This is a genomic window from Streptomyces iranensis (genome assembly GCF_017874715.1).
Classification (GTDB): domain Bacteria; phylum Actinomycetota; class Actinomycetes; order Streptomycetales; family Streptomycetaceae; genus Streptomyces; species Streptomyces iranensis.
In genome coordinates, this window is record NZ_JAGGLR010000004.1 from 166,785 (window position 1) to 180,233 (window position 13,449).

The 13,449-nt window shown below is 70.1% G+C and carries 9 protein-coding genes and 5 tRNA genes; 6 read left to right on the top strand and 8 right to left on the bottom strand.

What is annotated here, in order from left to right:
- The first annotated feature begins 77 nt into the window (after nt 1-77).
- Complete coding sequence (locus J2Z30_RS08760) at nt 78-719, top strand: MerR family transcriptional regulator (RefSeq protein WP_044569596.1); 642 nt, start codon at nt 78-80, stop codon at nt 717-719.
- Between the two features lie 63 nt (nt 720-782).
- On the opposite strand, the gene J2Z30_RS08765 is transcribed toward J2Z30_RS08760, so the two are convergent.
- From J2Z30_RS08765 to J2Z30_RS08800, 8 genes are all read right to left on the bottom strand, one after another.
- A tRNA-Glu gene (locus J2Z30_RS08765) sits at nt 783-858 on the bottom strand.
- 22 nt (nt 859-880) lie between these two features.
- A tRNA-Gln gene (locus J2Z30_RS08770) sits at nt 881-952 on the bottom strand.
- 13 nt (nt 953-965) lie between these two features.
- Nucleotides 966-1,038, bottom strand: a tRNA-Glu gene (locus tag J2Z30_RS08775).
- Nucleotides 1,039-1,069: 31 nt separating this feature from the next.
- Nucleotides 1,070-1,142 (bottom strand) — tRNA-Glu (locus tag J2Z30_RS08780).
- A 50-nt stretch (nt 1,143-1,192) separates the two neighbouring features.
- A tRNA-Gln gene (locus J2Z30_RS08785) sits at nt 1,193-1,264 on the bottom strand.
- 168 nt (nt 1,265-1,432) lie between these two features.
- Complete coding sequence (gene gltX, locus J2Z30_RS08790; RefSeq protein ID WP_044569597.1) at nt 1,433-2,920, bottom strand: glutamate--tRNA ligase; 1,488 nt, start codon at nt 2,918-2,920, stop codon at nt 1,433-1,435.
- Nucleotides 2,913-3,704 carry a fumarylacetoacetate hydrolase family protein gene (locus J2Z30_RS08795; RefSeq protein WP_044569598.1) on the bottom strand — a complete coding sequence of 264 codons (792 nt, stop codon included), beginning with the start codon at nt 3,702-3,704 and terminating at the stop codon, nt 2,913-2,915. Before J2Z30_RS08795 ends, gltX begins: the two co-directional genes overlap by 8 nt.
- Before the next feature lie 122 nt (nt 3,705-3,826).
- Nucleotides 3,827-4,042 (bottom strand): hypothetical protein, encoded by a 216-nt coding sequence (locus J2Z30_RS08800; RefSeq protein ID WP_044569599.1) that lies wholly within the window; start codon nt 4,040-4,042, stop codon nt 3,827-3,829.
- A 595-nt stretch (nt 4,043-4,637) separates the two neighbouring features.
- On the opposite strand from J2Z30_RS08800, the gene J2Z30_RS08805 reads away from it, so the two are divergent.
- The 5 genes from J2Z30_RS08805 (at nt 4,638) to J2Z30_RS08825 (ending at nt 13,449) form a co-directional block, all read left to right on the top strand.
- Entirely contained in the window at nt 4,638-8,570 is a 3,933-nt protein-coding gene (locus J2Z30_RS08805) for a sensor histidine kinase (RefSeq protein WP_044569601.1), read from the top strand.
- A gap of 9 nt (nt 8,571-8,579) precedes the next feature.
- Complete coding sequence (locus J2Z30_RS08810; RefSeq protein WP_020868201.1) at nt 8,580-8,993, top strand: roadblock/LC7 domain-containing protein; 414 nt, start codon at nt 8,580-8,582, stop codon at nt 8,991-8,993.
- 106 nt (nt 8,994-9,099) lie between these two features.
- Nucleotides 9,100-9,510, top strand: a complete 411-nt coding sequence (locus J2Z30_RS08815; RefSeq protein WP_014055140.1) for a DUF742 domain-containing protein — start codon at nt 9,100-9,102, stop codon at nt 9,508-9,510.
- Nucleotides 9,491-10,075 (top strand): GTP-binding protein, encoded by a 585-nt coding sequence (locus J2Z30_RS08820; protein WP_078956609.1) that lies wholly within the window; start codon nt 9,491-9,493, stop codon nt 10,073-10,075. The genes J2Z30_RS08815 and J2Z30_RS08820 overlap by 20 nt, the downstream gene beginning before the upstream one ends.
- Nucleotides 10,076-10,410: 335 nt before the next feature.
- Nucleotides 10,411-13,449, top strand: a complete 3,039-nt coding sequence (locus J2Z30_RS08825; RefSeq protein WP_063790899.1) for a nitrate- and nitrite sensing domain-containing protein — start codon at nt 10,411-10,413, stop codon at nt 13,447-13,449.

Sequence of the window (13,449 nt, forward strand, 5' to 3'; positions counted from 1 at the left end):
ACGTCCGGGATAGACTTGGATAGCGGCGCTATCCAGTACTTAGATAGTGCCACTCTCCAACGGAAGGTGCAACAGGGATGCGACTGGCGGAGCTCAGCGAGCGCAGCGGAGTGCCCACCGCGACGATCAAGTACTACCTGCGCGAGCGACTGCTGCCGCCGGGAGAGCGGATCACCGCCACCCAGGCCGAGTACGGCGAGGAGCATCTGCGCAGACTGCGCCTGGTGCGCTCGCTGATCCAGGTCGGCCGGATGCCGGTGGCCACGGCGCGCGAGGTGCTGGCGGCCTCCGAGGACGAGTCGCTCAGCCAGAACGCCCGGATGGGAGCCGCGATCTGGGCACTGCCGCACGGCCCCGAGCCCGACGAGGACGATCCGCACGCGGCGCGCGCCCGTGCGCAGGTGGACGCGGTGCTGCGGCGGATGGACTGGTCCCACGGCCAGGAGCTGGGCGACACCTCCCCCGCCTACCGGATGCTGGTGGCGGCCATCGCCTCCCTGGACCGCCTGGGGTACCCCCATGACACCGAGCATCTGCTGGTGCACGCCCGGCTGGCGGGCGAACTGGCCGTCGCCGACCTGGACCTGGTGGAGACCTACGACACCCCGCCCGAGCGGGTCGAGGCGGTGGTGGCACTGACGGTGCTCTACGAACCGGTGCTGCTCAGCCTGCGGCGGCTCGCGCAAACCGAGGAATCCGGCCGTCGCTTCGAGAAGTGATCGGGGACCGAGGGCAGGAACGGGACACGAAAAAGCCCCCCGCTGTCGCGGAGGGCTTTTCGCTGGTACCCCCGACCGGATTCGAACCGGCGCTACCGCCTTGAGAGGGCGGCGTGCTAGGCCGCTACACAACGGGGGCCTGAATCAGCACAGGTGCTGCGCTGGGCTACCAGGACTCGAACCTAGACTAAATGAACCAGAATCACTCGTGCTGCCAATTACACCATAGCCCATGGTATAGACCAGTACCCCCGACCGGATTCGAACCGGCGCTACCGCCTTGAGAGGGCGGCGTGCTAGGCCGCTACACAACGGGGGCTCTAGCGATCTCCGTCTTGCGAAGAGATCCGTACCCCCGACCGGATTCGAACCGGCGCTACTGCCTTGAGAGGGCAGCGTGCTAGGCCGCTACACAACGGGGGCTTGGTCCTGCTCTGATCAAGAGATCCACCGGACATCCAGGAGATCTCTTGCTGGGGTACCAGGACTCGAACCTAGACTAAGTGAACCAGAATCACTCGTGCTGCCAATTACACCATACCCCACCAAAACGCCACCCCCGTAAGGGGTTTTGTTTGGTTCGCGTCTCCGGTCCGACCTCTCGGCGGCCCGTCCGGCGCAGGAAGAACATTACCCGATGGTGGACGGGCCACCAAAACGGGTATCACCGCGAGTGGCGCCGCCTCGCGGGCACGGGCGGCGCCTCACGCCGCCTATCCGGCCAGCTTCGACAGCGCCGCGTCGACCCGGGCCAGCGTGCGCTCGCGGCCCAGGACCTCCAGGGACTCGAACAGCGGCAGTCCGACCGTGCGCCCGGTGACCGCGACGCGCAGCGGCGCCTGGGCCTTGCCCAGCTTCAGGCCGTGCTCCTCACCGGCCGCGAGGACCGCGGCCTTCAGCGTCTCGGCGTCCCAGTCCGCCTCGGCGAGCCTGGTGCGGACCGAGGCCAGGAGCGCGTCCGCGCCCGGCTTCATCGCCTTGGTCCAGGACGCCTCGTCGGCCACCGGCTCGGCAAGGAAGAGGAAGTCCACGTTCGGGGTGATGTCGGACAGGACGGTCAGCCGGGTCTGGGCCAGCGGGGCAAGCGCCTCGAAGGCGGCCGCGTCGAAGGCTTCCGGGGCCCACGGCGCGTGCGGGGCGCTCAGCCAGGGTTCGCAACGCTCGATGAACGCCTTCACGTCCAGCAGCCGGATGTGGTCCGCGTTGATCGCCTCGGCCTTCTTGAGGTCGAAGCGCGCCGGGTTGGCGTTCACCGCCGAGATGTCGAACGCCTCGACCATCTCCTCCAGCGGGAAGACGTCCCGGTCGGAGGAGAGCGACCAGCCCAGCAGGGAGAGGTAGTTGAGCAGCCCCTCGGGGAGGAAGCCGCGCTCCCGGTAGAGGTTCAGCGAGGCCTGCGGATCGCGCTTGGAGAGCTTCTTGTTGCCCTCGCCCATGACATACGGGAGGTGCCCGAAGGAGGGCACCGTGCCGCCGCCCACACCGATCTCGGCAAGCGCGCGGTAGAGCGCGATCTGCCGCGGGGTGGAGGAGAGCAGATCCTCGCCGCGCAGTACGTGCGTGATCTCCATCAGCGCGTCGTCGACGGGGTTGACGAGCGTGTAGAGGGGCGCGCCGTTGGCCCGCACGATCCCGTAGTCCGTGACGTTCTCGGGGGCGAAGGTCAGCTCACCGCGCACCAGGTCGGTGAAGGTGATCGGCTCGTCCGGCATCCGGAAGCGCACGATCGAGGCGCGCCCCTCGGCCTCGTACCCCGCGATCTGCTCGGCGGTCAGGGTGCGGCACTTCCCGTCGTAGCCGGAGGGCCGGCCGGCCTTGCGGGCCGTCTCGCGGCGCTCCTCCAGCTCCTCGGCCGTGCAGTAGCAGCGGTAGGCGTGGCCCGCCTCCAGCAGCTTCTCCGCGACCTCGCGGTAGAGGTCCATCCGCTGCGACTGGCGGTAGGGCGCGTGCGGACCGCCGACCTCGGGGCCCTCGTCCCAGTCGAAACCCAGCCAGCGCATGGCGTCCAGCAGTTGGGTGTAGGACTCCTCGGAGTCGCGCGCGGCGTCGGTGTCCTCGATGCGGAACACCAGGGTGCCGCCGTGGTGACGGGCGAAGGCCCAGTTGAACAGGGCCGTGCGGACCAGGCCGACATGGGGGTTGCCGGTCGGCGAGGGACAGAAACGAACCCGCACGGGGGCGGAGGAGGGTGCGCTAGCCACGCTTGATCACCTTGTTGGTGAGAGTGCCGATGCCTTCGATGGTGACGGCGACCTCGTCGCCGACGGAGAGCGGGCCGACGCCCGCCGGAGTACCGGTGAGCACGACGTCGCCGGGGAGCAGCGTCATCGCCTCGGTGATGTGCACGATCAGATCCTCGATCGGGCGCACCATCTCGCTCGTACGGCCGAGCTGACGCTGCTCACCGTTGACGGTGCACATGATGCCGAGGTCGCCGGCGCGCGTCAGGTCGATATCGGTCTCCACCCAGGGGCCCAGCGGGCAGGAGGTGTCGAAGCCCTTGGCCCGCGCCCACTGCTTCTCGCGCCGCTGGGCGTCGCGGGCCGTGATGTCGTTGCCGCAGGTGTAGCCGAGGATGACGTCCTGGACGCGGTCACGCGGAACCTCGCGGCACATCCGTCCGATGACCACGGCAAGCTCGGCCTCGTAGTGGACCTCGGAGGAGAAGGAGGGGTACGCGACGGGGTCGCCGGGGCCGACCACGGAGGTGGACGGCTTGAAGAAGACGACCGGGACGTCGGGGACCTCGTTGCCCAGCTCCGCCGCGTGCTCGGCGTAGTTGCGCCCGATTCCGACGACCTTGTTCGGCAGGACGGGCGACAGCAGCCGGACCTTGCTCAGGGGGACCTTCTGGCCCGAGCGCTCGAATTCGGCGAAGGGGTGGCCCTTGATGATGTCGATGACGGGGCCGTCCGGATCGGACGGTTCGCCCTCCACCACGCCGAAGGCGACGTTGCCGTCGATGGAGAATCTGGCGATGCGCACGGGAAGCCTTGGCTCCTGACTGAACTCGCTGGAGACTGACGCCCCAGGCTATCGCCCCGCGTCCCGCGCGCCGCCGTCCCGCCTGCCGCCCGTGGTGGTGGTGCCCACCACGGCCCCGGGGGTCAGTTGCCCGGGGTCTCGGTCAGCACGGTGCGCCTGGGGTTCGCGGTCCGGTTGGGCAGATCGACGCGCTGCTCCGGCTGCTCCTCGGGCGCGCCGGTGTCCTCGATGCCCATGGCGATGTCCGTGGCGTCCTTGAGCTCTTGGACGTCCTTGACATGCGCCAGGGTGGTGCGCCGCGGGTTGGCTATGGAGCGGAACATCATCGTCGTCTTCACTGGGGTGTACGCCTCGCTCTTGTCGTTCGTTCCGGCCGTGTAAAGCGTCAGGCTAGAGGCGGCCTTGCCCATCGATTCGCAGGAAAAGTCGCCGCCGGCATGTGATATTGCTCACGAGTGATCAGGCAAATGCGACATAGAAGACAGTTGCCCAATCACGCTAAACGGACATCGCGTACCCGAACCTGACGTTCCGCTCTTGATCATCGCTAGCCGGACACTCGATTGCGCCATTCGATTCGTACGCGAAAGTCCGTTATCGCCGACATGGCTTTCTACGTCCCGTAATAAAGTCCGTACTGAGCGTCACGCGCATCACAGCCTTATCCATTGCCCTTGTTGCAGCATCCGGCACTGTGCTGGAATTCCCGGGACCGCCGCGGGAATCACCGGCGCGCACGGGGGCGCAACGATCAGAGGCGCCGAGCGGCGGGGGGCTCCTCTTGTCGACACGAAAGGATGCGCGCCGGTCACTCACGACCGACAGGGGGGATCGCGGTCCCCCACGACTCGACACCGCTCCGCCGCTCAAGCCGGTGGGGCGCCTGGTCCAGAGGTTGCGACGCTAGTGCAGGGACGTTTCAAGAGGGATGGTATGGAGGCTCCCCAGGCCCGCCAGGGCCGAGGGGAAGCTTCGGCGGACCCGGAGCCGCGCGGCGCGACCGACCGCGGCTCCTCGCCCCAGCGTGCCCAGGGAAGCAACGGCAGGACGCTGGGCGACCAGAGTCCCGATGCCGGTGCGCAGAGCGCTACCCGGATCAGTGCGCCCAGCGGCGGTGGCGGCGGCGGAGATGCCACGGAGCCGCCGGCCAAGGCGAAGCCCTCCGGCCCCACCGGGCCCGGCAGTCGCATGGCCCTGCGCAACTGGCGCATCAGCACCCGACTGGTCTCCCTGCTGGCGCTCCCGGTGGTCGCCGCGACCACGCTGGGCGCGCTGCGCATCGAGGGCTCGCTGGACAACATCAAGCAGCTGGACCAGATGAAGCTGCTCACCGAGATGACGCAGCAGGCCACCCAGCTGGCCAGCGCGCTCCAGGAGGAGCGCGACAAGTCGGCAGGTCCGCTGGCGGGCAAGGACAACGACAAGGACGACCGGGTCGTCTCCACCCGCGAGGACACCAACCGCTCGATCGCGGCGTTCCGCGAGGCCACCCACAAGATCGACCCCGGTGACCAGTCGCTGGCCGGTGTGCAGTCCACGCTCGTCAACATCGACCGTCAGCTCGGCAAGATCAACGAGGTCCGGGACACGGCCTACGACAACAGCCAGTACTACTCGCTGACGGTCCAGAACTACAACGAGCTGATCAACTCGCTGCTGTCGCTCTCGCAGGACATGGCGCAGGCGACCAGCAACCGCGCGATGATCAACAACACCCGCGCGCTCGCCACCTTCTCCTCCGCGAAGGAGTACGCCTCCATCCAGCGCGCGCTCATCAGCGCCGCTCTCGCCGACCCCAAGGGCGCCGACTTCTCCGCCAACGACCGCCGCTTCGCCAGGACCGCGGTGGACAAGGAGAACGAGGCGCTCGGCCGCTTCAAGCAGATCCGCCAGGGCAACTCCGAGGACCTGCTCGAACCGCTGGACAGCCGCCCCGACATCAAGGCGGCGACCATGTACGCCGACCGCGCGGTGCGCGACCCCGAGGGGCTCAAGGCGGAGAAGCGGACCGATCTTGACTGGTACGACCAGGACAGTATCAAGATCGAAGAGATGGGCAAGATCGAGGAAACGCTGCTCAGCGAGATGCAGCAGAAGGCTCGTGAGCTCCGCGACTCCGCCCAGCAGGACGCCATCCTCAACGGTGCGCTGATCCTGCTGGTCCTCGGCGTCTCCCTGGTCGGCGCCTTCGTCGTCGCCCGCTCCATGGTCCGCTCGCTGCGCCGCCTCCAGGACACCGCGCAGGACGTCTCCCAGAAGCGGCTGCCCGAACTGGTCAAGCAGCTCTCCGAGTCCGATCCGCAGGATGTGGACACCTCCGTCGAGTCCGTCGGTGTGCACAGCCGGGACGAGATCGGAAAGGTGGCCGCGGCCTTCGACGACGTGCACCGCGAGGCGGTCCGGCTCGCCGCCGAGCAGGCGCTGCTGCGGGGCAACGTCAACGCGATGTTCACCAACCTCTCGCGCCGCAGCCAGGGCCTCATCCAGCGCCAGCTCTCGCTCATCTCCGAGCTGGAGAGCCGCGAGGCCGACCCGGACCAGCTCTCCTCGCTGTTCAAGCTGGACCACCTCGCCACCCGTATGCGCCGTAACGGCGAGAACCTCCTGGTCCTCGCGGGCGAGGAGCCGGGCCGCCGGTGGACCCGCCCGGTGCCGCTGGTGGACGTGCTCCGCGCGGCCGCCTCCGAGGTGGAGCAGTACGAGCGCATCGAGCTCAGCTCGGTCCCGGCGACCGAGGTCGCGGGCCGGGTCGTCAACGACCTCGTCCACCTGCTCGCCGAGCTGCTGGAGAACGCCACCTCCTTCTCCTCGCCGCAGACCAAGGTCAAGGTCACCGGTCACGCGCTGCCCGACGGGCGGGTGCTGGTCGAGATCCACGACACCGGTATCGGGCTCTCGCCCGAGGACCTGGCGGCGATCAACGAGCGGCTGGCCTCCCCGCCCACCGTCGATGTGTCGGTCTCCCGGCGCATGGGCCTGTTCGTGGTCGGCCGCCTCTCGCTGCGCCACGGCATCCGCATCCAGCTCCGCCCGTCCGACTCGGGCGGTACGACGGCGCTGGTCATGCTGCCGGTCGATGTCGCCCAGGGCGGCCGGAAGCCGGCCCCGCAGGCCGCCGGCGGCCAGGGCGGGCCGGGCGCCGGCACCGGCGGTGCTCAGGGCGGCGGCGCGGGGCTGCTCGGCTCGGCGCCCTCGCGGCGCCAGGTCCCGGGCTCCGGTTCGCGCGCCGCGCTGCCGGGCAACGGCGGCGGCAGCGGACTGCCGACCCGGCCGGTCGGCGCGGGTGCGGGCCCCTCGGGCGGCGCCCCGTCCGGCGGCACCAACTTCTTCGAGGGCGGACGGCCGCCCGCCCCCCGGACCAACGCCCCCTCCGGTCCCGGCGGTCAGCAGGGCGGCCCCGGCGCCCCCTCCGGCCGTCCCCCGCTTCCGACGCGCGGCGAGAACCCGACCGTCGCCCCGCCGACCGGAGCCCCGGCCCGTGCCGACGGAGGCGACCAGGGCGGCCGCCCGCAGCTGCCCACCCGCGGCCCCGCGCCCGAGCTTCCGGCCCCCGCGCAGCCCGGCACCAGCTGGGGTGCGCGCCGCGCGTCCGGCGAGGACGACTGGCCGGGCACGCCGCGCGACGCCGGGGACACCCCGCGCGGGCACGAGGAGTACGAGTCCACCGGCCAGTTCGCCCGTCCTGAGCTCGGCGGCCCGTCGGCGCGGCGCGATCCGTTCGGCAACCGCGGCCCCGGCGACACCGGCGAACTGCCGCAGCTGACCGACGGCCCCAGCATGTTCGAGCCGCGCCGCGCGCCCGGTGGGCCGCAGGCCGGGCAGGGGCTGTCCGACACCGGCCAGTTCAACCGCCCCGACTACGGCCGCGGCCCGGTCGACACCGGTGAGTACGCCCGTCCGGAGCTCGGCCAGGGCCCGAGCGACACCGGTGAGTACGCCCAGCCCCGGTTCGAGGACACCGCCCCGAGCGGCGGCCGCGGCCCCGGCGACACGGGCGAGTTCCCGCGTCCGAACATGGGCGGTCCCGGCAACACGGGTGAGTTCCCCCGCCCGAACATGGGCGGCCCCGGCAACACGGGTGAGTTCCCCCGCCCGAACGTGGGCGGTCCCGGCGACACCGGCGAATTCCCCCGCCCGAACATGGGCGGCCCCGGTGACACCGGCGAATTCCCCCGCCCGGACATGAGCGGCACCGGCGAGTACGCGTTGCCCCAGGACTCCCAGGGCGAGTCCGGCCGGCGCACGAACGACCCGCTGCCGCCCGCCGCCGGTCCCGGCGACGGCCGTACCCCGATCTTCGACACCATCGAGTCGACCTGGCATCACCACCAGGTCGTGGACCCGGGCAACTCGGGCCCGCGGGACGGGGGCCGGTCGTACCCGTCCGCGCCCTCCGCGCCCGAGCCCACCCCCGGCCGGCCCGCCTCGGCCGTGCCGCCCCCCTCGCCCCGCGAGCCGCAGCCGGCGCCCCAGGGCACGGCGGACTTCGCCGGATCGGGCGCCTCGGCGGGCCCCCCGGGCGGCGCCGGTCGGGGCGGCCGGAGCACGGGCTCCCACTGGCGTACGTCGCCCCACAACGACGAGCGCTGGCGCCGCGCCGAGCAGATCCGCGAACCCGCGGCCGGCGGTATCACGTCGTCCGGGTTGCCACGGCGGGTGCCGCGCGCAAACCTCGTGGAGGGCGCCGCACACCAGCAGCCGCAGCAGCCCGAACGGACTGGGCCGCAGGTGTCTCGCGCACCCGATGATGTACGCGGAAGGCTGACCAACCTCCGCCGTGGGATCCAGCAGGGTCGCCGGGCCGGTACCGGACTCGGCGACAACCATGATCGCGGCATTGGCCCGACTTACCAGCAGGAGCGTTAGTTGAGCCCGATGAGCCAGGCGGCGCAGAATCTGAACTGGTTGATCACGAACTTCGTGGACAACACCCCCGGGGTGTCCCACACGGTGGTGGTCTCCGCCGACGGACTCCTTCTGGCGATGTCCGAAGGCTTCCCCCGTGACCGAGCCGATCAACTGGCGGCGGTGGCCTCCGGCCTGACCTCGCTCACCTCCGGAGCCTCCCGCATCTTCGAAGGCGGCGTGGTCAACCAGACCGTCGTCGAAATGGAACGAGGGTTCCTCTTCATCATGTCGATCTCCGACGGATCCTCCCTCGCCGTGCTCGCCCACCCCGAGTGCGACATCGGCCTCGTCGGCTACGAGATGGCCCTGCTGGTCGATCGCGCGGGCAACGTCCTCACCCCGGACCTGCGTGCCGAACTTCAGGGCAGCCTGTTGAACTGATCCAACGACCATCCGACGCCCGCCCGCCCGGCCATACGGCCGGTCGGCCCCCCACCGGCACCGACCGACGGCACCACCGTCACCTTGTTGTCCGACCGGAGGATCCATGACCCCGCCCCCCGCCTCGCCCGGCCCGTACGGCGGCCATCACCAATCGCCGTACGGGGGTGAAGGCGACCAGCCATTGGTGCGCCCCTATGCCATGACCGGTGGCCGGACCCGGCCCCGCTACCAGCTCGCCATCGAGGCGCTGGTCAGCACGACGGCCGACCCCGTGCATCTGCAGGGGCTCCTTCCCGAGCACCAGCGGATCTGCCACCTGTGCCAGGAGGTCAAGTCGGTCGCCGAGGTCTCGGCGCTGCTGAACATCCCCCTTGGTGTGGCACGCATCCTGGTGGCGGACCTGGCGGAGGCCGGCATGGTGGCGATCCACCAGCCCGGGGGCGGTTCGGAAGCGGGCGGAACTCCGGACGTGACACTGCTCGAAAGGGTGCTCAGTGGACTTCGCAAGCTCTAGCGGTGCTCCCCCCTCCCGCGCGACCACCTCGGCGAAGATCGTGGTGGCGGGCGGCTTCGGCGTGGGCAAGACCACGTTCGTCGGCGCGGTCTCGGAGATCAATCCGCTGCGCACCGAAGCCGTGATGACGTCGGCCTCGGCGGGGATCGACGATCTGAGCCACGTCCAGGACAAGACCACGACGACCGTGGCGATGGACTTCGGCCGCATCACACTCGACGACGACCTGATCCTGTACCTGTTCGGCACGCCCGGCCAGGACCGCTTCTGGTTCATGTGGGACGACCTGGTGCGCGGCGCGATCGGCGCCGTGGTCCTGGTGGACACCCGCCGGCTGGCCGACTGCTTCCCGGCGGTCGACTACTTCGAGAACTCCGGACTGCCCTTCGTCATCGCCCTCAACGGCTTCGACGGCCAGCAGCCCTACAACCCCGAAGAGGTCCGCGAGGCCCTGCAGATCGGCCCGGACACTCCCATCATCACCACCGACGCGCGCCACCGCAGCGAGGCGAAGAGCGCGCTCATCACGCTGGTCGAGCATGCGCTGATGGCCCGACTCAAGTAGCGGCCGCCGTCCGGAAGTTGTCGGAAAACCGACGTAGGGCGGGCTGTGTCGAACGACACGGCCCGCTCGTCCTTCATAACGTTTCGACAGAGATATGCACCGACTCTCGATACAGAGCGCGATCGCGCAGCTCCGGTGCGCACTCAAATAGTTCGGTATTCGACATATCTCATCCGTAACGCCCCTTTTTTCTCTGGTCCAGACAACGCACTGAGCGCTTTGCGCACTGTTTGGAAAGCACCCGCGCGGCGTGCTGGAATTCGCTGAACTGGGCAGTCAGGGCTCAGCTGGGAACGGCACGATTCAGGTGCCGATGCCGAGAGGTTGTTGGTCGAGTGAGGCGAAGCAAGCCGGACCCCGCGCAAGAGGCGCGAGGGAACTTCACCCCGCCGCCGCGTACAGGCACAGCGGCGTCGCCCGCCGAGGCAGCGGAGCCGGCCGCACCCAGTGGTGGCCGGATCTCCCCTCGGAACTGGCGGGTGCGCGGCCGGCTGTACGCGATCCTGCTCATCCCCGTGCTCGTCGCCCTGGTCTTCGGTGGCTTCCAGGTCGCCTCATCGGTCTCCACCTGGAACGAGGCGCGGGACGCCGAGCGCACCGCTCAGGTCGTCCGGGCCGCCACCACCTACGCCCACGCCCTGGTCAACGAGCGCGACCTGACCGCGGGCCCGCTGCTCAGCGGCACCAACGAGGCCACGGTGGCCAAGGCACGGGCCGCCAGCGACGCGGCGAAGAAGGGTTTCGACAAGGCCGTCGCCGACATGCCGCAGACACCCGCCCTGAAACGCCGCCTCAAAGCGTTCAGAGCCAGCGAACCGCAGCTGGCCACCCTCCGCCGGAACGCCTACACCGACCGCCTCGACGGTGTGAAGACCGAAGAGGGCTATGTGGCCGTCGAGCACGGGCTGACCGAGTTCGCCAATGAACTGGGCCTGGGCACCGGCAATATCACGTCATACGGCCGTACCGTCTACGCGGTATCCCTGGCCAAGGGCGCGGAGTCGCTGCAGCGCTCCATCGGCACCCATCTGCTGGTGAAGCCCGGCCCGTCCGCGACCGACCGCAAGACCCAGCTCACCGCCTTCACCTCGTACGTCTACCTCGAGGGCATCGCGCTCGGGGAGTTCGAGGCCGCCGGCACCCCGCAGGACGTGACCCGGCTCGAGGACACCCTCACGGCGGCGGAGAAGCGTGCGCAGACGCAAATCGCCGAGGCGAAGCGGAAGGCCGAGGCGGCCGGAAGGAAGTTCGTGGCGCCGCCCGGCATGGACAAGATGCTCAAGGCCATCGGCAGCGGTGCGAGCCCCTCCGCGCTGGCCGCCCAGGGGGTCACCCCGGATTCCTGGTTCAACGCCTCCACGATCAAGTTCAACGCCTACCGGGATGTCGAGCAGACCCTGGTGAACAAGGCCGTGGACGAGGCGGCACAGATCTCCTCGGACGCCCGGCGCGATGCGATCGTGAACGGCGCGATCGTGGTGCTGGCGCTCCTCGCCGCCTTCTTCGTGGCCGCCCGGATGGCCCGCTCGATGAGCCATTCGATGCGGCAACTGCGCAACGCCGCCTTCGAGGTCGCCGAGAAGCGGCTGCCGGCGGTGGTCGGCCAGCTCTCCCGCACCGACCCCGGACGGGTGGACACCCGGGTCAGCTCGATACCGATCAACACCCGGGACGAGATCGGCGAGGTGGCCCGCGCCTTCGACCAGGTGCACCGCGAGGCGATCCGGCTCGCGGCCGAGCAGGCGATGCTGCGCGGCGGCGTCAACGCGATCTTCACCAACCTTTCCAGTCGCAACCAGGGACTGATCGAGCGGCAGCTGACCCTGATCTCCGAACTGGAGAGCCGGGAGGCCGATCCGGACCAGCTGGAGCACCTCTTCCGGCTGGACCACCTGGCCACCCGTATGCGGCGCAACGGCGAGAACCTCCTGATCCTCGCGGGCGAGGAGCCCGGCCGGCGCTGGAACCAGCCGGTGCCGCTGATCGACGTGTTGCGGGCCTCCTCCTCGGAGGTGGAGTCCTACGAGCGGATCGAGCTGGCCGGGATCTCCGAGAGCGAGATCCACGGCACCGCGGTGACCGACCTGGTGCACCTCCTGGCCGAGCTGCTGGAGAACGCCACCACCTTCTCCTCCCCGCACACCAAGGTGCGGGTCACCTCGACCCGGCTGCCCGACGGCCGGGTGGTGGTGGAGATCCACGACAAGGGCATCGGCCTCACCGCCGAGGACTTCGCCGACATCAACCACAAGCTGGCCAATCCGCCGACGGTGGACGCCTCGGTGTCCCAGCGCATGGGCCTGTTCGTGGTCGGCCGCCTCGCCGACCGGCACGGCATCCGGGTCCAGCTGCGCCCCTCCGGGGAGCTGGCGGGCACCACCTCGCTGGTGATGCTGCCCGAGGCGATCACCCACGGCGGTGGCGGCGAGGAGCTGCCCCAGGACGACTTCACGGTCTCCCGGATCGTCCCCGAGCCGCGGCCCGCGCCCGGCTACGAGGACGCGAGCGAGCTGTCCTCGCGCACCGCCGCCGAGCTGGGCTTCGACGACTCCGCCTACGACCGGGACCAGGGGCAGAACCAGTTCCTGGGCCAGTACAGCGGGATGGGGGCCACCCCGCCGGAGCAGGATCCGCGGCATGACCAGGCGGTTTCCGATCCATTGGCGCAGTCCGCCTACCAGAATTCCGCCTTTACGCAACCGGAAGCGGATTACACAACTCAAACGGAATCCGAACAGCAGCCGTACATCGGCTACAACTCACCCCCTCAGCAGGGAGAGTGGGGCGATTCCGGATCTTTCGAGATGCCCTTCGCGCCGCAGTTCGGGACCGAAGCGGAATCAGGACCCAGCGCTCCCGAAGTTTCCCGGGACCGCGTAGAGTTCCACCGTCCGGGCCCCTCCCCGAGCGGAATCCACTCGATGACCGACGCCGGGCTTCCGCGTCGTGGCAAGCAGTGGCAGCCGTCCGGGGACATAGGGGCACAGGGGATGGTCGGGGACCCGGCGGCGCCCGCGGCGCCGGAGCGGCCCTATCAGGCTCCCCAGCAGCAGGAGGACGGTGCCCCGTGGCAGTCGGAGAACGACCAGCGCTGGCACCGTGCCGAGCGGCTGCGCGAGCCGAAGGCCGGCGGGATCACATCGTCCGGCCTGCCCCGCCGGGTGCCCAAGGCCAATCTGGTCGAGGGCGCCGCGGAGCCGACCGGACAGGGCGGCCCCCAGGTCTCCCGCGCCCCCGAGGACGTCCGCGGCAGGCTGAGCAACCTGCGCCGCGGCGTCCAGCGGGGACGCGACGCGAGATCCGGGACCCCCGGGCGTGACCAGCATGACCAACAGGGCTTCGGCCCCGGCAGCACCTACGATCAGGAGCGTTAG

What these genes read in the sequence shown, in the direction of transcription:
- J2Z30_RS08760 (WP_044569596.1), top strand. Translation starts at nt 78, where the DNA reads ATGCGACTGGCGGAGCTCAGCGAGCGCAGCGGAGTGCCCACCGCGACG.
- J2Z30_RS08805 (WP_044569601.1), top strand. Translation starts at nt 4,638, where the DNA reads ATGGAGGCTCCCCAGGCCCGCCAGGGCCGAGGGGAAGCTTCGGCGGAC.
- J2Z30_RS08810 (WP_020868201.1), top strand. Translation starts at nt 8,580, where the DNA reads ATGAGCCAGGCGGCGCAGAATCTGAACTGGTTGATCACGAACTTCGTG.
- J2Z30_RS08815 (WP_014055140.1), top strand. Translation starts at nt 9,100, where the DNA reads ATGACCCCGCCCCCCGCCTCGCCCGGCCCGTACGGCGGCCATCACCAA.